This window comes from Luteibacter sp. 9135, assembly GCF_000745005.1.
GTDB lineage: Bacteria > Pseudomonadota > Gammaproteobacteria > Xanthomonadales > Rhodanobacteraceae > Luteibacter.
This window is the reverse complement of the sequence record NZ_JQNB01000001.1, coordinates 4,095,786-4,114,590: the sequence shown is the minus strand read 5'-3', so window position 1 is coordinate 4,114,590 and position 18,805 is coordinate 4,095,786. Positions and strand designations below refer to the sequence as shown.

Annotated in this window: 13 protein-coding genes; 10 read left to right on the top strand and 3 right to left on the bottom strand. The window is 65.7% G+C overall.

Going from position 1 to position 18,805, the window contains the following annotated elements:
• Positions 1-283: 283 nt before the first annotated feature.
• Positions 284-946, top strand: a complete 663-nt coding sequence (locus FA89_RS17325; RefSeq protein ID WP_036142659.1) for a hypothetical protein — start codon at positions 284-286, stop codon at positions 944-946.
• Here the strand turns inward: FA89_RS17325 and FA89_RS17320 are convergent.
• Entirely contained in the window at positions 925-5,085 is a 4,161-nt protein-coding gene (locus FA89_RS17320; protein ID WP_081916738.1) for a CheR family methyltransferase, read from the bottom strand. The two genes, FA89_RS17325 and FA89_RS17320, sit on opposite strands and share 22 nt — an antisense overlap.
• A gap of 81 nt (positions 5,086-5,166) precedes the next feature.
• Positions 5,167-6,462 carry a sigma-54-dependent transcriptional regulator gene (locus tag FA89_RS17315; protein ID WP_051938917.1) on the bottom strand — a complete coding sequence of 432 codons (1,296 nt, stop codon included), beginning with the start codon at positions 6,460-6,462 and terminating at the stop codon, positions 5,167-5,169.
• Positions 6,463-6,549: 87 nt separating this feature from the next.
• Between FA89_RS17315 and FA89_RS17310 the strand changes: the two genes are divergently transcribed.
• The 3 genes from FA89_RS17310 to FA89_RS17300 are packed head-to-tail and all read left to right on the top strand — an operon-like array spanning position 6,550 to position 9,967.
• Complete coding sequence (locus tag FA89_RS17310; protein WP_240003924.1) at positions 6,550-7,947, top strand: NRAMP family divalent metal transporter; 1,398 nt, start codon at positions 6,550-6,552, stop codon at positions 7,945-7,947.
• Between the two features lie 47 nt (positions 7,948-7,994).
• Entirely contained in the window at positions 7,995-8,981 is a 987-nt protein-coding gene (locus FA89_RS17305; protein WP_036142655.1) for an MDR/zinc-dependent alcohol dehydrogenase-like family protein, read from the top strand.
• A complete protein-coding gene (locus FA89_RS17300; protein WP_036142654.1) occupies positions 8,978-9,967 on the top strand; it encodes a Gfo/Idh/MocA family protein in 990 nt (329 codons plus the stop codon). Before FA89_RS17305 ends, FA89_RS17300 begins: the two co-directional genes overlap by 4 nt.
• Before the next feature lie 21 nt (positions 9,968-9,988).
• On the opposite strand, the gene FA89_RS17295 is transcribed toward FA89_RS17300, so the two are convergent.
• A complete protein-coding gene (locus FA89_RS17295; RefSeq protein ID WP_081916736.1) occupies positions 9,989-11,029 on the bottom strand; it encodes a UDP-glucuronic acid decarboxylase family protein in 1,041 nt (346 codons plus the stop codon).
• A gap of 231 nt (positions 11,030-11,260) precedes the next feature.
• Between FA89_RS17295 and FA89_RS17290 the strand changes: the two genes are divergently transcribed.
• From FA89_RS17290 to FA89_RS17265, 6 genes are read left to right on the top strand one after another with little or no spacing between them, the layout of a single operon-like run.
• Positions 11,261-12,376, top strand: coding sequence for an NAD-dependent epimerase/dehydratase family protein (locus FA89_RS17290; RefSeq protein WP_036142652.1), 1,116 nt, complete (start codon positions 11,261-11,263; stop codon positions 12,374-12,376).
• Complete coding sequence (locus FA89_RS17285; protein WP_221174339.1) at positions 12,373-14,427, top strand: NAD-dependent epimerase/dehydratase family protein; 2,055 nt, start codon at positions 12,373-12,375, stop codon at positions 14,425-14,427. The genes FA89_RS17290 and FA89_RS17285 overlap by 4 nt, the downstream gene beginning before the upstream one ends.
• The gene (locus FA89_RS17280) at positions 14,406-15,494 is read left to right on the top strand and encodes a glycosyltransferase family 4 protein (protein WP_081916734.1); all 1,089 of its coding nucleotides are present in this window, start codon (positions 14,406-14,408) and stop codon (positions 15,492-15,494) included. Before FA89_RS17285 ends, FA89_RS17280 begins: the two co-directional genes overlap by 22 nt.
• Positions 15,491-16,609: a CgeB family protein gene (locus FA89_RS17275; protein WP_036142641.1), complete on the top strand. Its 1,119-nt coding sequence runs from the start codon at positions 15,491-15,493 to the stop codon at positions 16,607-16,609. The genes FA89_RS17280 and FA89_RS17275 overlap by 4 nt, the downstream gene beginning before the upstream one ends.
• Positions 16,606-17,703, top strand: a complete 1,098-nt coding sequence (locus FA89_RS17270; RefSeq protein ID WP_036142638.1) for a CgeB family protein — start codon at positions 16,606-16,608, stop codon at positions 17,701-17,703. Before FA89_RS17275 ends, FA89_RS17270 begins: the two co-directional genes overlap by 4 nt.
• 9 nt (positions 17,704-17,712) lie before the next feature.
• Entirely contained in the window at positions 17,713-18,804 is a 1,092-nt protein-coding gene (locus FA89_RS17265; protein ID WP_051938914.1) for a CgeB family protein, read from the top strand.
• The last annotated feature ends 1 nt before the right edge of the window (position 18,805 follow it).

The following is an 18,805-nucleotide window of genomic DNA, read 5'->3' as shown; positions in this document are numbered from 1 at the left end:
GCGAAACCCTCTATCTTCCCCTGGCCCCGCCTCACGGCGCTTTCCCATGGGAGGTGTTTCATGGGAAGCATCGCATGGGCGCGTTCGCGACGCAGGACGAGTGCTTTCGCCACGCGCTGCGGCTGGCTCGTAGCATGGGACAGCGCGTCGGCAGTCGCGTGAGACTCAAGATCGAGGAGGACGACGGTTGTTGGGCCGTTGTCGACGGATTCGTTCCCGAAGGCTGCATGGAGTTGCAGTCCCATTCGGCTTACGCTTGAACGCCGGCGACCAAGGACATCCGATGACCATCCCGACGAATCCCGTGAGCCATGACGATGCCCGGTTCCGTCGCGATGCCGCTCACGCGCTCAGCACGCCGCTCGGCAGCCTGCTGCTGCAGTCCGAATTGATCGAGCATCTGCTGCGCAACAACGACACGGGAAAGGCGCGGAGCGTTGCAGCCACGATGATGAACGACTGCGAGTCTCTGGGACGGATGCTGCGCGAGATCTTCGCCGCCATGGCCGATATCGCCGAAGGCGGCGAGGCGATCGCCAATCCGCGCAGGTGCCTGGAGGCGGCCCTGACTGATCTGGGCGACGAGAGCCTCGCTATCGAGTACGACGGCGATGCGGGCGATGTCGCGGTACCGGCAAGGGCCCTGGAGGCCCTGATGCGGCGGGTGGCGGTAGAGGTAACGCTTCTGGCCGCCTCCGCACCCCGCCTGTGCGCGTGGCGTAGCGGCGCATCGATGTGTCTTTCGCTCGATGCGGCGACCGGCAGGCGTCCGGTGCTCGCTCGTGCCCCGTTCGAGGGAAACCAGGGTCTCAACCTGTGGACCGCTCGCGAGATCGCCGTCCGTTTCGGCGGCAATCTTCAACTGGGCGACGACGCAGCCACGCTGTTGCGCATCACACTGCCGCTTGCCGCGACAGCGGCGCCTCACGAGCCTGCGGCGGCCTGATCCTTCGCCCGGTACAGGCGCGTCAGCGTCTGCATCAGGGCCGTCATCGAGACCGGCTTGCTCAGGTGCGCGTCGAAGCCCGCCTGCAGGGCCGTACGGTGATCGACCTGCCTGCCGAAGCCGGTCAGCGCCACCGCGACCATGTCGCGCGCGGTTGGCATGGCACGCACCCGACGCACCAGCTCGTGTCCATCCATGTCGGGCATGCCGATATCGGAAAGAAGGATGTCGAACTGCCCCTCGACAAGGATGGCCAGTGCCTCGGCACCCGAATTCGCCGCGACCACACGCGCACCCTCCATCACGAGCAACTCGGTAAAAGGCAGCAGCAGTTCACTGGAATCGTCCACGATCAGGATATCGCGCCCGTGCAGGATGCTGGACGCCTCACGTGGCGCGTCTTCGCTTGCGGGTTCGGTCTTGAGGGCCGCGTGCCGCGGGATGGTCACCGTGAAGACCGAGCCACGATTCACCCCGTCGGACGCGGCGCTCACCGTACCCCCGTGCAGCTCGACCAGGTGTCGCACGAGTGCGAGCCCGATGCCGAGGCCGCCGCTGCGGTTGCGCCCGTCGTTGCCCTGTTCGAACATGTCGAAGACCCTCGACACAAGCGCGGCTGGCATGCCGATGCCGTCGTCCTCGATGCGCAGCGTCGCCTGCTCCGTGCGGACGTCCATGGCGACGCGGATGTGACCGCCATCGCGGGAAAACTTCAGCGCATTGCTGAGCAGGTTCCAGACCACTTGCTCGACACGCGTCGCATCCGCCGTGATGACCAGATCCTCGGCAGGCAACGTCATCTCCAGAGCGACATGGCGCCGAGCGAGGTTCTCCTCCATGCCGTCTACTATGCGGCGGATGCACTCGCTGACGTTCACGGGGCCCAGGTTCAATGCGAACTTGCCGGTGTTGAGTCGCGAAAGGTCGAGCAGGTCGTCGATGATCTGCGCCTGGCCCTCGACCGTGCGGCGGATCGCCTCCGAGGCGCGGCGCAGGGTCGGATCTTCCAGCTTCGCAGCCGAACGGCCAACCAGTTCCGCATTCATGAGGATGAGGTTGAGCGGATGTTTTAGTTCATGCGACATGACCGCGAGGAACTCGTCCTTCAGCTCGATGGCGCTCTGTGCCTGCTCGCGGGAAGCTTTCTCCGCAGACAGGAGTTCTTCGCGCTCACGTTCACGTTGCTTGTCGGCGGTGACGTCGCGTGCGATTTTCGCGTAACCGTGGAATCCGCCCTGGCGCAGCGGGGTGGTGATGCCGCTGCAGTAAATCCGTTGACCATCCGAGCGCAGGTGCCAGCGGTCGTCGTTGGCCCGGCCTTCGTTGCTGGCGATTTCCATTTCGCGTCGGAACGCGCCGCGGGCACGGTCCTCCGGGGTGAAGATCAGGTCGCCATGCATGCCGATGGCATCGGTGGCGGAATAGCGGAAGATACGCTCGGCGCCGCGACTCCAGGACGTGATGATGCCTTCGGGGTCGGTAGTGATGATGGCGTAATCCACGGCGCTGTCGGCGACCAGACGCATGCGTTCCTCGCTGCTGCGCGCGGTCTCTTCGGCGTTGCGCCGCCGGGTGATGTCGATGAAGGTGAGCACCGCGCCCTCGATCCGGTCCTCCGCCGTACGGTAGGGGAGGATCCGCGCGATGTACCAGCGGCCGTTCTGGCTGCCCACTTCCCGGTCGATATTGCGCAGCGAGTGGAAGGCCTGCTCCGCATCGGCTGCCAGATCGGGATAGTCCAGGCTGTGGTTGAGGTCCAGCAGCGATCGGCCGACGTCGGCTGCGATCAGCCGGAACACATCGGCCGCGCGCGGCGTGAAACGCTTGATACACATCTCCCGATCGACGAAGACCGTCGCGATATCGGTGGAGACAACCAGGTTGTGCAGGTCGTCGTTGACCTTGGCGGTTTCATCGACCTTGAGCTTCAGCTCGTGGTTGACCGTGATCAATTCTTCATTGATCGACTGAAGTTCTTCCTTGCTGGTTTCCAGTTCCTCGGTGGCGGAGCGGAGCTCTTCGTTGATCGACTGGAGCTCTTCGTTGGAGGCTTTCAGCTCCTCGGCCGAGGTTTCGGACTCTTCGATGGTGATCTGAAGCTGCTCCTTCGCGCGCTTGAGTTCTTCCTCCAACTGCAGCAGGATCGGCGTCTGCTCGGTGCCGTCCTCCTCACCCGGCGGCTTCTCCGCCGCGGCTTGCTCGTGGAATACCACCAACTGGTAACCGGCGCCGGTTTCCTGGTCGCGAACCGGTCGCACCTCGATCGTGATCGAGGACAGCCTGCCGTCGCGCTCCATGCGCACGGCTGGCGAGCGCACATTGCGGCCATCCTTGGAGGCCTGGAACAGTGAGGCGCGCAACTCCAGCCTCAGCTCCGGGATGACGAGCGACGTGAGCTGGTAGGACGGCGCGCCACCGGTCATCCGCAGGTACGCGCCCGCGTTTTCGGACATGTGTGCCACGTGTCCGTCGCGGTCGACCAGGACGGTCGGCGGCTGGTGATCCTCGACCGCCTTGCGGTGGATGTCGGCCAGCGAGCGGCTCCGGCGCTCCTGCGCCGCTTGCTGAGCGGCGACGCCTACGGCCGATTGCGTGGGCAACTGCCGCGTCGGAACAGGCACGTAGAGCCCGCCACGTGGAATCAGGTTGGCCCGGTAGATACGTTGTTTCTTGTCGATCGGCGTGAAGAACTTCGAAACCACGTCGGCCGACTCGGAGCTACCCAGGAACAGGTAGCCGCCCGGTCGCAAAGCGAAATGGAACATCTCCAGCACGTGAGCCTGGATATCGCGGTTCAGGTAGATCAGCAGATTCCGGCAGGTAATCAGGTCGAGCTTGGAGAACGGCGGATCCTGCAGAACATTGTGCCGGGCGAACAGCACTCGCTCGCGCAGCGGCTTGGCCACCCGGTAGAAGTTGTCGTCGCGGGTGAGGAAGCGGGTGACCCGGCTGGGGGGAATATCGGTGACGACGGCGGAGGGGTAGCACCCATGCCGCGCATACGTGATGGCCTCGTCGTCGATGTCCGTGGCAAACACCTGCACCGCCACCCCGGTGGGCGCCGCGGCCTCGGCAAGCAGCATGGCGACGGAGTAGGCCTCCTCACCCGTGGCACAGCCGGCACACCAGGCGCGCACCCGCTGCGTTTCGCCGGCCGCCTCGAACAGCTGCGGGATCACCACCCTTTCCAGCGCCTCGAACGCATCACGATCGCGAAAGAAGTTGGTCACGCTGATGAGCATGTCCTTGAGCAAGGCTGGTCGCTCGTTCGGATGGTCGTGCAGGTAGTCACGATAGGCTTCCAACGTCTGGATGCCATTGACCTGCATGCGTCGCTCGATCCGTCGCAGCACGGTGGCGCGCTTGTACGAGCTGAAGTCGTGGCTGGTCTTCGCCCGCAGGATCAGCATGATGTCGCGCAAGGCGTCCTCGTCGACGGCGGAGCCCTCGGGGGGCGGCGGATCGTCGGGGGCGACATCCGGCGGCTCGCCCAGCTCAGGCAGCGAGATCCGGGCCGCTTCGCGCGCCAGATGCAGGATGCGCTCGGGCAACTCGCCAAGAGGCAGGACGATGTCGACAGCCCCGGTGGCGATGGCTGCCCTGGGCATCTGATCATATTCGGCGTCGTCGGGGTGCTGGGCGAAGGTGATGCCGCCGCGCTCGCGGATCCTGGCAATGCCGACTGAACCGTCGGACCCGGTTCCGGTCAGCACCACCGCCATCGCGCGCTCACGGTGCACTTCGGCCAGCGTACGGAAGAAGAAGTCGATGGCCACGTGCTTGCCGCGCGGACGATGCAGGTCGACCAGGCGCAGGTAGCCGTCCGTCATCGACAAGCCCCTGCGCGGCGAGATCACGTAGATCTCGTTATTGCGCAGGGGTATCGGCTCGGTGACCTGAGTGACGGGCATGGCGGTGGATCGCTGCAGGATCTTGTCAACGATGCTGTTGTGCTTGGGCGACAGGTGCATCACGATGACGATGGCCATACCCGGCTTGGCCGGCAGGGCCTCGAGAAAGTGCGCCAGCGCCGTAAGGCCGCCTGCCGAGGTACCGATACCCACGATCGGAAAGTCGAGGTGGCTTACCCGAATGTTCGGATCGATTTCAGGATCGCGGGGCGGGGACGGCTCGGACATCATGGCTGCCATGGACGACTGGGGGCCGATTGTCGCCCATGCGCCGTAAAAAGGGGATGTTGCCGCCGTGTAGCCAGGGTATCACCGGGAGGCGCCTTCGGCATGCGATTGATCGCGGTAGCGGGCAAGCTTGTTGTAGATCGTTTTCGTACTGATGCCGAGCCGCCGCGCGGCCATCGCGCGGTCGTTGCCGCTTTCGGCCAATGCTTCGAGAATAGCCTCGCGTTCGATCTCCTCGAGGGTAAGGGGCAAGGCGGCAGTAGCGGTTGTCGCCGGCCGCTGCAACACCAACCGTTCGGTTCCGCGCAGCCAGGCGCGCTGGACCACTTGCCTCAGTTCGCGCACATTGCCCGCCCACCTGTACCCGCGTAGTGCGTCGAACGCGTTGTGTGCGAACCCGCGAGCGGTGCCGTATTCCGCATTGAGTACATCCAGCATCGCCTGGGCGATGATCTCGATATCCTCCGGTCGCTCCCTGAGTTCCGGCATTCGAACCTCGTAGCCGGCAATCCGAAAATACAGGTCAGCACGCAGCTTTCCATCGGCGACCGCCGCACGTGGTTCGATATTCGTCGCGGCGATCACGCGCACGTTGGCACGTCGCGGTCCCCTCGAACCGAGCGGTGTGATTTCACCCGACTCCAGGAAGCGCAGCAGTGCGGCTTGCATGCCTGGAGGCGCTTCGGCGATTTCGTCGAGGAACAAGGTTCCCCCCTCGGCCTGTTCCACAAGCCCGGTATGCGTATCGACCGCACCCGTGAAGCTGCCTCGCCGATGGCCGAACATCTGGCTGGCGAGCAGGTCAGGTGCCAGCGCGGCGCAGTTGACGGTGATCAGGCGCCCCTCGCGCCGGCTGTGTTCGTGCACCATGCGCGCAGCAAGCTCCTTGCCTGTTCCACTTCCGCCATGGATCAGCACGGGGAAGCGGGTCGGAGCGACGGCACGCAGTTCGTGGACGACTGCCTGGATGATGGGCGAGTCGCCGAGAAGACGAGGGGCGACGATAGCGCCCGGGAGGGTCCCATGGGCTTCCTGTCTGGCGAGGAGTTCGCGGAACGCGGCGAAGCGGAAGGGTTTGGTGAGCACCCCCAGGGTCCCCGGTATCTGCCGGCTCGCCCAGGCAGCCAGTGCGGAATCGCCGCTCATCACGATCTTGGACGTACCGGCCAGCCGGGTGTCGGAGAGCAGATCCAGCCCGCAGCCGTCGGGCAGGCCGATGTCGATCAGCGCGCAATCGAAACGCTGGCTGCCGGCTGCCGCAAGCGCGTCTTCCAGCGTCAGGGCGGGATGGACATCGAAGCCGACTTCCCTGGCGAAGGCACTGGCGCGCTCCGCGAACGGACGATCGTCGTCGAGAATGAGGAGGTTCCCTTTCAACGGGTGATCCCTGTTGCTCTTGAACCTGCGAAAGCTCGCATCACGGTCCGGGTAACGGCGTGATGGATTCGTAAAGGAGTCGTAAGCGTGGCGTCTGCACGCCGTTCATTGTTATCAGCCCGTATTCACATCCAGCGCGCCGGTGCCGGTGTGCGGCACAGCCATCATGCAACGTCTCCGCAGCGACGGGATAGGCAGGTGAGCCCGAAGACAGGCGGCGGAAAAGCGAAACGGCCCGTGCCGATCTGGTTGGGAACGGGATTGATCGCCGGTGCCGCCGACGACGACCCCTCGGCGATCGGCACTTACGCGAGCGTCGGCGCGCGTTATGGATTGTCGGCGTTGTGGATCGCCCCGCTGCTCCTGCCCATGATGTACGTGGTCATGTACGTTTCCGGCAAGCTAGGCCGCGTGTATGGGAAGGGCTTGTTTGGCGCACTGGTGGACCGGTTTCCGCGCGAGACGGTTTATCCGCTCGCGTTTTTGGCGGTGGCCGGGAACCTTATCGAGGCGGCAGCCAATCTCGGCGGCATCGGCGCGGCCGTGGCCCTGTTGGTACCGATGCCACCCTGGTCCATCGTGCTCGTGGTGGCCACGGCGATCACGGCGGTCCAGATCGTCGGCTCATATGCTTTGCTGCGGCGGCTGTTCCGTTGGCTGACGCTGGCTTTGTTCGCCTATATCGGCGCAGCCGTGCTGGCTCGTCCCGATCCCATCGAGGTTTTGCGCGGCACCTTCATACCCACCGGCGTGGCAGACCTCGGCTTTGTCGCCATGTTGGTGGCGTGCGTCGGGACGTCGCTCTCGGCCTATATCTACACATGGCAGTCCAACCAGCAGGTGGAAGAGCGTGTCGAGAACGGCGCGAGGACGCCTGAGGGGGGCCGCCACGTGCAGCCAGCGGACCTGCAGCGGGTCAGGCGCGACGCCCTGGCGGGCGTAGCCTATTCGAACATCATCCTGTACTTCATCATCATGGCGACCGGTGCCACGCTGCATGCCGCCGGTCGACACGACATCGACAGCGCCGCTCAAGCCGCGTCGGCGCTCGAACCGGTCGCCGGGCCAGCCGCGCGCTGGCTGTTCGCGCTGGGCATCGTCGGTGTCGGCTTCCTCGCCTTTCCGGTGATGACCACCGGCGCGGCGTACGACATCGTGCAGGTGCTGCGCGCACCGGGCAGCCTGCACCGGTCGCCAATCCAGGCGCCGCTGTTCTACAGCTGTATCGTGCTGGCTACGCTGGCAGCGGTACTGCTCAACCTGCTTGGGTTCAACCCCATGCGCGCGCTGGTCTGGTCGGGCATCGTGCAGGGCCTTTCCGTGCCGCCGCTGCTGGTCATGATGATGATCATGACCGGCGACCGCCAGATGATGGGTGCGCACGCGAACAGCCTGACCACCCGAATCCTCGGCTGGGGCACCGCGGCCGTCACCGGTTTGCTCGCCCTGGGTCTCGCCGTGTTCTGGATCATGAGCCGCCGATGAGCGCGGCGCCGTAACCATTCTTCACGCCACGCTCCGAAGGAGAAACGATGCCCGCCACACCGACCGTCATGCGCGCCGCCGTCCTCGCCGCCCCAGGCGACATGCGCATCGAGCATACCGAGGTTCCGTCGCCAGGCCCGACCCAGGTCCTTATCCGCTTGCAGGGCAGCGGCATCTGCGCCTCCAACATGCCCGCCTTCGAAGGACGGGCGTGGTTCGATTACCCGATGCCACCGGGTGATCTGGGTCACGAAGGTTGGGGCGTCGTCGAGGCCGTGGGTGAGCAGGTGAGCGGACTGGTGCCGGGCCAGAGAGTCGCCGCGCTGTCGTTTCGCGCCTACGCCGACTACGACGTCGCCGAGGCCGCTCATGTCGTCGCCCTGCCTGCCGAGCTCGAAGGCGAGGCGTTTCCCGGCGAAGCCCTGGGCTGTGCCATGAACATTTTCCGCCGGGCCGGTGTCGAGGCCACACACACGGTGGCGGTCGTTGGCGTCGGGTTCCTCGGCGCGGCGCTGATCCAGCTGTGCGCACGGGCCGGTGCGCGCGTGGTTGCGGTGGCTCGGTCAGCGGCGGCGCTCGATCTGGCCAGACGCTGCGGCGCATCGCATACGCTGCCCATGGACGACCATGCGACGGTGATCGAGGCCATGAGCAGGATCACGCGAGGGACCTTCTGCGATCGCGTCTTCGAGTGTACGGGGAAGCCGTGGCCGCTCGACCTGGCCGGCGAGTTCACGGCCGTGCGCGGACGTCTGGTCATCGCAGGCTTCCACCAGGACGGGCTGCGCCAGGTCAACGTACAGTTGTGGAACTGGCGCGGCATCGACGTGGTGAACGCGCACGAGCGCGATCCTGCTATCGCCACGGAGGGCATGCGGCTGGCCGTCGAGGCCGTGGTGGACGGCCGCCTGGACCTCTCGCTGTTGCTATCGCACCGGTATGCGCTGGAGGACGCGGGGCATGCACTGGCCGCGGTACGCGATCGCGAAGAGGGGCTGGTCAAGGCGGTCCTGCTGACCGGGAGCATGGCATGAGCGGCTTGCTGAGGCTGGGCTTCGCGGGCGTCGGCTGGATCGGTCGTCATCGTATGCAGGCCCTGATCGACGCCGGCGTCGCGGAGGCCGTGGCGATCGTGGACACCGATAGCGCCTGCATCGAAGAAGCGACGCGGATCGCGTCTTGCGCCAGGGTCTGCGACAGCTATGAAGGGCTGCTCGAGCAGCCGCTTGATGGTGTGGTCATCGCTACGCCAAGTGCGGCGCACGCCGAGCAGTCCATTGCCGCGCTCCGTCGGGGGCTTCCGGTCTTCTGCCAGAAGCCGTTGGGGCGCGATGCAAGGGAAGTCGCCTGCGTGGTCGAGGCGGCTCGCGCGGCGGATCGCCGACTGGGCGTCGACCTGAGCTACCGGCACCTCGCGGGTATGGAACAGGTGCGCCAACTGCTGCGCTCAGGCGAGCTCGGCACGATCTATGCCGCGCAAGCCACGTTCCACAATGCGTATGGACCGGGCAAGGACTGGTTCTACGACCGTGCGCAATCCGGCGGCGGTTGTGTCATCGACCTTGGCATCCACCTGGTCGATCTCGCGCTGTGGTTGCTGGACGGGCCAGGTGTCGAGGAGGTACGTGGGAACTGCTTCGTCAAGGGGCGGCCGCTGCGTGAGTCTCCCGACGCGGTCGAGGATTACGCGAGCGCTACCTTGCGCCTGAGCGGCGGCGCCGTCATCGACATTGCCTGCTCATGGAATCTGCCGGTTGGCGTCGATGCGGAAATATCGCTTCGCCTGTACGGCACGAAGGGCGGCGTCGGCCTGCGCAACGTCGAGGGTTCGTTCTACGACTTCATGCTCGAGCGCTTCGATGGGAGGCAGCGCACTATCCTGGCCAGTCCGCCGGACGCCTGGGCCGGGCGGGCCGCTGTGGCGTGGGCGCAGGGCCTGCAGGCATCGCATGCGTACGATCCCGAAGCGGACACGCTGGTCCGCCTGGGCGAGGTACTGGATCGGGTCTACGCGGGCTGACCCCGGGGTGGGACGCGCGCCTCAGGCGCTCGCCGTCGCCCCGAGTTCTCCAGCGCTGCTGGCGCGACGCCGCCGGGCTGGCGTCAACTCGCGCCGGAACGCCTCGATGGTCAAAGCCAGGCCTTCTTCGGCAGTCACGACCGGCGTCCACCCCAGCGCTTCCTGCGCCCGACTGATGTCGGGCCGCCGGCGCCTCGGGTCGTTCTCCGGAAGATCCCGGTAGACCAGCGTGGAGGAACTGCCGGCCAGGCGGATGATCAGCTCTGCGATCTCCGTCACGGTCCGTTCGACGGGATTGCCGAGGTTCATCGGACCGCAATGGTCGCAGTCCATGTAACGGAGGATACCTTCGACAAGGTCAGAGACGAACTGCAGGCTACGGGTCTGCATGCCGTCGCCGAAGATCGTGAGCGGCTCGCCGGCCAGCGCCTGGCAGATGAAGTTGGTAACGATGCGACCGTCGTGGGCATCCATGCGCGGTCCGTACGTATTGAAAATACGGATGATCCTGACCGGCAGTCCGTGATGGCGGTGGAAGGCCATGGTCGCCGCCTCGGCATAACGCTTGCCTTCGTCGTACATGCTACGCGGTCCGTTGCAGTTGACGTTGCCCCAGTCGTCTTCCTGTTGCGGGTGGTGTAACGGATCGCCATATACCTCGCTGGTGCTGGCGAGCAGGAACTTGGCGCCGTGTTCGTGGGCCATGCGCAGCAGGTGATGTGTGCCGAAGCTGTTCGCCTCGAGGGTCTCGATGGGCCACTGCTGGTATTTCGGCGGAGATGCCGGGCTTGCCAGATGCATCACCCAGTCGATGGGTTCTTCGATGTCGAAAGGCCGGGAGATATCGTGTTCCATCAACCGGAAACGTGGATGCCTGGCAAGGTGACCGAGGTTGGAACGACGGCCGGTGATCAGGTCGTCGACGCCGGTAACCCGGTGACCCTCGGCGAGCAGCCGATCGACCAGATGGCTGCCGACGAAGCCTGCCGCACCGGCGACAACGACATGCAGTGGAACTGAAGGCGACGAAGCGACGCCTTCCAGAACAGGAGCCTTTGCCATGACTGAATCCTCAACTGGCGGGAAGCGTGGACGTGTGCCGATGCCGGGCCATCGACGCGATCGAGAATGGAAGGCCAAACGTCCGGGAGGAGTGAAAAACCACGGCGTTCAGCCACACGTTGCTGACCACGCCGTGCCGTTAAGCAATGTCGATGACACGGCTTCCCGGTTTCACTCCCCCTGTAGCTGTGCGCGTCGAAGCTGCATGTATCGATGCACGGGAGCAACTGCATGAGCAAGACCGTCCTCATCACCGGCGGTGCCGGCTTTATCGGGTCCTGGCTGGCCGATCGCCTGCTGGCCGACGGTTACCGGGTACGCGCCCTCGACATCCTGAGCCCGCAGGTACACGGCGGCGAGCGCCAGCGGCCCGCCTACCTCGACGGCGGCGTCGAACTGATGGAAGGCGATGTGCGCGACCCCGATGCCGTGCGTCGTGCGCTGGATGGCGTCGACGGTGTGTATCATCTCGCCGCCGCGGTCGGCGTCGGCCAGAGCATGTACGAGATCGCAGGTTATACCTCGATCAACAACCTCGGCACCGCCGTGTTGCTCGAAGCACTCGCGGAGCGTCCCGTGGAGCGGCTGGTAGTCGCCTCGAGCATGAGCATCTACGGCGAAGGCATGTACGCCGACATCGGCGGAAACCCCGTGGCCGGGCAACGGCGCAGCCGCGAACAATTGCAACGCGGTGACTGGGAACTGCGCGACAAGCAAGGTGACGTGCTGCGCCCTCTGCCGACCAACGAAAGCAAGCAGCCAGACCTTTCGTCGGTGTATGCCCTGTCCAAGTACGACCAGGAACGCTTGTGCCTGATGGTTGGCGAGGCGTATGGCGTGCCGACAACCGCGCTGCGCTTCTTCAACGTTTACGGTCCCAGACAGGCACTGTCGAACCCGTATACCGGCGTGTTGGCGATCTTTGCCGCCCGCCTGCTCAACGACAACCCGCCGGCGATTTTCGAAGACGGCATGCAGCAGCGCGATTTCGTGAGCGTGCGCGACGTGGCGCGCGCCTGCAGCCTCGCTTACGACTCGCCAGCGGCGGTGGGGCAGGTGATCAACGTGGGCAGCGGCAACGCCTACACCATCGCCGACATCGCACGGCGTCTCGGTGAAGCGGCAGGGCATCCGCTCCAGCCCGACATTGTCGGCAAATACCGCGTCGGTGATATCCGCCACTGCGTCGCGGACATCTCGCTTGCCGAGCGACTCATCGGGTTTCGTCCCGAGGTCGACATGGATCGGGGCATGGAAGAACTGGTCGGCTGGCTGGCCACCACCAGCGCGGTGGACCGTGTGGTGGAAGCCAGCGCGGAGCTGCATCGGCGAGGGCTGACGCTATGACGCCGGCTGAAGGGCTTCGTCGTCGCGCCGATGCCGGTAAGGGTCCCGTGATGGGCCTGCTCGAGTGGTTCTGGATGGGCGATCGCGAACTGGCTGAATCGTCGGTCGATGAATTACGTGAACTGGGCGTCGTTCACTTGCGCTTTGGCGTGTCGTGGGCCGATTACCTCAGTGATGGCGGCCCGGAGTGGTACGACTGGCTGATACCGATGCTGGCGCGCCATTTCGAACTGCTGCCGTGCTTCCTGTACACGCCGCCGTCGCTGGGCGAGAGCCCCAGCACCGCGGCTCCGCCACGCGAGTTGAAGGACTACGCCGATTTCCTCGACGTGTGCATTGACCGCTATGGCGAGCATTTCGAGTACGTCGAACTGTGGAATGAGCCCAACAACCTGATCGAATGGAACTACGGGCTCGACCGCGGTTGGTTGAAATTCTGCGAGATGGTCGGCAATGCCGCCGCCTGGGCGAAACGGCGCGGCAAGAAGACCGTGCTGGGCGGCATGTCGCCGATTGACCCGAACTGGCTGCAGACGATGTTCGACAACGGCCTGATGGCGTACATCGACGTGGTCGGCGTGCATGGCTTCCCGGGCAGCTATGACATGCCCGGGGAATCGTGGGAGCAGCGCGTGCAGCGGGTGGTCGACGTTCTCCGGACGAACGGGCACGCCGCCGAGGTCTGGCTGACCGAGACCGGTTACTCGACGTGGCGGCATGACGAGTTCGCCCAGGTCCGCGTCATGACCGAGGCGAGCCGGCTTCCGGTCTCGCGTGTCTACTTGCTCTCACTGCGCGACCTGTCCGCCAGCCGGCCTTCGCAGGCGGGTTTCCACAACGATGAGCGTGATTATCACTTCGGCATCAAGTTCGCCGACGGCCGGCCGAAGTTACTATATCGCCTGTGGGCAACGCATGGCCTGGAGGGCGCACGCGCGGCAGCTTCATGGCCGTCGCCGCTGAAGCGCGATATGCCTGTGTCCGTCGTCACCGGCGGCGCGGGTTTCATCGGCTCCAATATCGCCGACCGTCTGGCGGCTGCGGGACGACGGGTGCGGGTGATCGACAGCCTGGCCCGCGCCGGTGTCGAGGACAACCTGGCCTGGCTGCGCGGACGTCACGGCGACCTGATCGAGTTCTCGCCTTGCGATATCCGCGACCGGCACCAACTCGCCGACGTCTTCGGTGGCGCCGAGGAAGTCTTCCACCTGGCGGGACAGGTAGCGGTGACCTCGAGCCTGGACGATCCGATCACCGATTTCGACGTCAATCTCGGCGGGGCAGTCAACGTGCTGGAAGCGGCCCGGCGGCAGAAACATGTGCCGCCGGTGATCTTCGCCTCGACCAACAAGGTCTACGGTGGCCTGGGAGATATCGAACTGGAGGTGGTTGACCGGCGCTACCAGCCCGTGAACCGCGACTGGCTCGAACACGGTGTCGGCGAGTCGCGGCCCCTGGATTTCCACAGCCCCTACGGCTGCTCCAAAGGCGGCGCCGACCAGTACATACGCGATTACGCACGCTGCATGGGCGTGCCTTCGGTGGTCTTCCGCATGAGTTGTATCTATGGCCCGCGCCAGTTCGGTACGGAAGACCAGGGCTGGGTTGCCCATTTCCTGATCCGGGCACTGGAGGGCAAGCCGATAACGCTCTACGGCGATGGCATGCAGGTGCGCGACATTCTTTATGTGGACGATGTGGTCGAGGCCTACCTGCTGGCGGCGCGGCGTATGTGCGAGTTGGCCGGTCGCGCGTTCAACCTGGGCGGCGGCCCGGCCAATACGATCAGCCTGCTGCAACTGCTGGACTGGATTCAATCCCTGACCGGGCGCAAGCCGGCACTGCAGCACGCCTCGTGGCGTCCGGGCGACCAGCGCTATTACGTCTCGGACACGCGCGCCTTCCAGACGGCGAGCGCCTGGCGCTCGCGGGTCGACGCCCGGGACGGCGTGGCGCGCCTTTACCGTTGGTTGCGCGCCTATCGCGCATCGCGCGAAGGCGATGCGGTCACGGAAGAGGGCGAGTGGTCATGGCTATCCGCCGCGTCATGATGAGCACCGATGCCGTCGGCGGGGTCTGGACCTTCTCGCTGGAGTTGGCGAAGGGGCTTCAATGCCACGGTATCGAGGTACTCCTGGCGGTGTTGGGGCCCGCCCCGGACGGCGGGCGCTTGCGGGCGGCCGCCCAGGTGGAGGGGCTGCGTATAGCGCATCGGCCCTATCCGCTGGAGTGGATGCGCGATGCCTCCGACGAAAACCAGGTGGCCGCGGGCGCGTGGCTGCTGGACCTGGCGGCGGGCTTCAGTCCGGATGTGATCCATCTCAACCATTTCTGCCACGGCGACCTCGCCTGGCCGGCGCCGTGCGTCGTGGTGGCGCATTCGTGCGTGGCCACCTGGTACGAGTATGTACGCGGCCAGTTCCCCGGGGCCGAATGGGACGATTACCGACGGCGGGTCAGCAAGGGGCTGAGAGGTGCCGGCCTGGTCGCCGCCCCTACGCGGAGCATGCTCGACGACCTGCAGCGTATCTACGGCAGGCTCGGCCGTACCACCGTGATGTACAACGGGCGGCGCGCGGACGCGTTTCCTGCTGCGCGCAAGCAGTCCTATGCGCTTTGCGCCGCCCGTGCCTGGGACGAGGCGAAGAATGTCGCCGCACTCGATGCGGCGGCGCCGCTGAGTCGCTGGCCGATCCGGGTCGCAGGCGATGTACGTCACCCGGAAGGCGGCAACGCGCGATTCGAGCACGTTGAATTGCTGGGCGCGCTAGGCGAGGGCAGCATGGCCAGCCAGTTCGCCCATGCAGCCATCTATGTGTTGCCGGCGCGCTATGAGCCGTTCGGTCTGTCCGTACTGGAAGGCGCGCTCGCCGGTTGCGCGCTGGTGCTGGGGGACATTCCGTCGCTGCGCGAGTTATGGGAAGACACGGCGTGTTACGTCCCGCCCAATGACCCGCATGCCATCGCCGAGGCGATCAACCGGCTGTCCCGTGATCGCCGGGGCCTGCACGCCTATGGCACCCGCGCCCGCCGGCACGCCAGCCGTTACACCGCGGAGCGCATGGTCGCGCGCTGGCGAGATACCTACCGAGGGCTGCAAGGAGAAATGGCGCCATGACGCACATCGTGATGTTCTACCACTCGCTTATCTCCGACTGGAACCACGGCAATGCCCATTTCCTGCGGGGTATCGCCAGTGAAATGCTGGACCGCGGCATGCGGGTGACGGTGTACGAGCCGCGCGGCGCCTGGAGCCTGGAGCAGCTCATGCAGGAGCAGGGCGCCGGACCGGTCGAAGCATTCCATCGCGCCTATCCCGCCCTGGGCAGCCATCGCTACGATCCCGCCACACTGGATCTGGATGAGGTACTGGACGAGGCGACCCTGGTGCTCGTGCACGAGTGGAATAGCCACGACCTGGTCGCGCGCATCGGCCGGCACCGTCGTGATAACCCCCACTACCGCCTTTTCTTCCACGATACCCATCACCGGGCGGTGACCGAGCCCGAGGCCATGGGCGCCTACGATCTTTCTTTCTATGACGGCGTGCTGGCCTTCGGCGGCGTGATTCGCGACATGTATCTGGCGCAGGGCTGGGCGGCGCGGGCATGGACGTGGCACGAAGCGGCCGATACGGGTGTGTTTCACCCCATGCCCGAACTGGAGCGCCGGCACGATCTGGTCTGGATCGGTAACTGGGGCGATGGGGAGCGTACCCGCGAACTGCACGAATTCTTGCTGGACCCGGCGCGCGACCTGGGCCTGGACGGAACAGTCCACGGCGTGCGCTACCCGGAAGACGCGCTGCGCGCTATCGCGGACACACGGCTCCGTTTCGGCGGGTGGCTGCCGAACTTCGCCGTCCCGGCCACCTTCGCCCGTCACCGCTTCACCGTCCATGTGCCACGTGGGCCCTATGTCAGGGCCCTGCCGGGCATCCCGACCATCCGTCCCTTCGAAGCGATGGCCTGCGGCATCCCCCTGATCAGCGCCCCGTGGGACGACGATGAACACCTTTTCCGCCCGGGACAGGACTTTTTGCCTGTACGCAACGGTGACGAGATGCGGTCAGCCATGCGTGCCCTGCGTGACGACGCCGCCATGGCCGACACGGTAGCCGCCAGCGGCCTCGCGACCGTGCTGGCAAGGCATACCTGCGCCCATCGCGTCGACGAGCTCCTGGCCATCCACGCGTCGCTGGCCGATGCACCCACGTCGAGGATATACGCATGAAATTCGCTTTCTTCGGTTCGAGCCTCGTCTCCGCCTACTGGAATGGCGCCGCCACGTATTACCGGGGATTGATCCGGCATCTGCACGAGCGTGGCCATCAGGTCACCTTCTACGAACCGGACGCTTATGGCCGTCAGCAACACCGCGACATGGAGGATCCGGACTGGGCGCGGGTGGTGGTCTATGCGGCCACGACCGATGCCACCCATGCCGCGCTCGACGATGCCGCAGGAGCGGACGTGATCGTCAAGACCAGCGGGGTCGGCGTACTCGACCGCACACTCGAAGAAGGCGTGCTTAGCCTGAAGCGGCCCGACAACGTGGTCATTTTCTGGGACGTGGACGCGCCGGCAACGCTCGACAGCGTGCATGCCGAGCAACTGAACCCGTTCCGTCGGCTGATCCCACGCTTCGACCTCATCTGCACCTATGGTGGCGGGGCGCCTGTGGTGGATGCCTATCGCGCGCTGGGCGCGCGGCATTGCGAGCCGGTCTACAACGCACTCGATCCCCATACGCACTATCCCGTGCCGCGTCAGGACGCCTTCGCTGCGGACCTCGGATTCCTCGGCAACCGGCTTCCGGATCGCGAGTCGCGGGTGGAGCGGTTCTTCCTTGCCGCCGCCGAGGCGCTGCCGGAGAAACGGTTCCTGCTCGGGGGTAGTGGCTGGGAAGACAAGCGCATGCCTCCCAATGTCCGCTACGCCGGCCATGTTTACACGCGCGACCATAACGCCTTCAATGCCACCCCGCGTGCCGTGCTGAACATCAGCCGCGACTCGATGGCGCGCTATGGATTCTCTCCCGCGACCCGCGTTTTCGAGGCGGCCGGGGCGGCGGCTTGCCTGATCACCGATGCATGGGAAGGGATCGAGTTGTTTCTCGAGCCGGGCAATGAGGTGCTGGTGGCCGGCGGCGGCGACGAGGTGGCTTCCCACCTGGCGACGCTGGACGAGCAACGCGCCCGGTCGATCGGCGCCGCCGCTCTGCGCCGGGTGCTCTCCGAGCATACGTATGCCCATCGTGCCCGCCAGCTGGAGGCGTTACTGGTCGGGCGCGAAGTGGCGACGCTGGCACTGGCCGCGATGGTCTGAGGAAGGCACATGGATATCGTCTTCATCGGCCTGTCGATCACTTCGTCCTGGGGCAACGGGCATGCGACCACCTATCGCGGGCTGCTGCGCGAACTCGACCGTCAGGGACATCGGGTGGCGTTTCTCGAGCGTGACGTGCCGTGGTATGCCCCGCACCGGGACCTCCCCGATCCAGCGTACGCGGCTACCGAACTGTACGGCTCGCTGGACGAGTTGCGGCGCCGTTTTTCGGGCATGGTACGCGACGCGGATGCCGTGGTCGTAGGGTCCTACGTGCCGGACGGTGCCGCCGTCGGCGACTGGGTGCTCGACACGGCACGTGGGGTAACCGCCTTCTACGACATCGACACCCCGGTGACCCTGGCCAAGCTGGCCACAGGTGAGGTGGAGTACCTGTCGGCAGCACAGATCGGCGCCTATGACCTGTATCTTTCGTTCACCGGTGGCCCGACGCTGCATCACCTCGAGGATCGACACGGCGCCCGGTGCGCGCGCGCTTTCTACTGCGCCTTCGACCCCGACGCGTATTACCCCGAGCCGGGCGATTCGGGATGGGATCTGGGCTATCTGGGAACCTACAGCGTCGACCGCCAGCCGCGCGTGGACAGCATGCTGGTGCAGCCGGCGCGCCGCTGGGAGGAGGGGCGCTTCGTCGTGGCCGGGCCGATGTATCCGCCCTCATTGTCATGGCCCGCGAACGTCACCCGTACCGATCATATTCCCCCTGCGGAGCATCGCGATTTCTACAATGCGCAACGCTTCACCCTCAACGTCACCCGCGACGACATGCGGCGCGCCGGCTGGTCGCCCAGCGTCCGGTTGTTCGAGGCGGCAGCCTGCGCCACGCCGATCATCTCTGACGCATGGGAGGGGCTGGATGCCTTCTTCGAGCCAGGCCGGGAGATCATCGTGGCCGAAGACAGCGCGCAGGTGCTCGAGGTGCTGCGCGGGATGGGCGAGGGCGAGCGTGTCGCCATGGGTCGCCGGGCACGCGAACGGGTAATGGCCGCGCATACCGCTGCACATCGCGCGCGCGAGCTGCCACTCCTTTTTGCCGAGGCCGCCGGCGCGGCGCCCGCAACACTGTCCGCTTCCGCATGAG

Coding starts and splice junctions, on each gene's coding strand:
- FA89_RS17290 (WP_036142652.1), top strand. CDS start 11,261: ATGAGCAAGACCGTCCTCATCACCGGCGGTGCCGGCTTTATCGGGTCC.
- FA89_RS17265 (WP_051938914.1), top strand. CDS start 17,713: ATGGATATCGTCTTCATCGGCCTGTCGATCACTTCGTCCTGGGGCAAC.
- FA89_RS17305 (WP_036142655.1), top strand. CDS start 7,995: ATGCCCGCCACACCGACCGTCATGCGCGCCGCCGTCCTCGCCGCCCCA.
- FA89_RS17275 (WP_036142641.1), top strand. CDS start 15,491: ATGACGCACATCGTGATGTTCTACCACTCGCTTATCTCCGACTGGAAC.
- FA89_RS17325 (WP_036142659.1), top strand. CDS start 284: ATGACCATCCCGACGAATCCCGTGAGCCATGACGATGCCCGGTTCCGT.
- FA89_RS17295 (WP_081916736.1), bottom strand. CDS start 11,029: ATGGCAAAGGCTCCTGTTCTGGAAGGCGTCGCTTCGTCGCCTTCAGTT.
- FA89_RS17270 (WP_036142638.1), top strand. CDS start 16,606: ATGAAATTCGCTTTCTTCGGTTCGAGCCTCGTCTCCGCCTACTGGAAT.
- FA89_RS17300 (WP_036142654.1), top strand. CDS start 8,978: ATGAGCGGCTTGCTGAGGCTGGGCTTCGCGGGCGTCGGCTGGATCGGT.
- FA89_RS17285 (WP_221174339.1), top strand. CDS start 12,373: ATGACGCCGGCTGAAGGGCTTCGTCGTCGCGCCGATGCCGGTAAGGGT.
- FA89_RS17320 (WP_081916738.1), bottom strand. CDS start 5,085: ATGTCCGAGCCGTCCCCGCCCCGCGATCCTGAAATCGATCCGAACATT.
- FA89_RS17280 (WP_081916734.1), top strand. CDS start 14,406: ATGGCTATCCGCCGCGTCATGATGAGCACCGATGCCGTCGGCGGGGTC.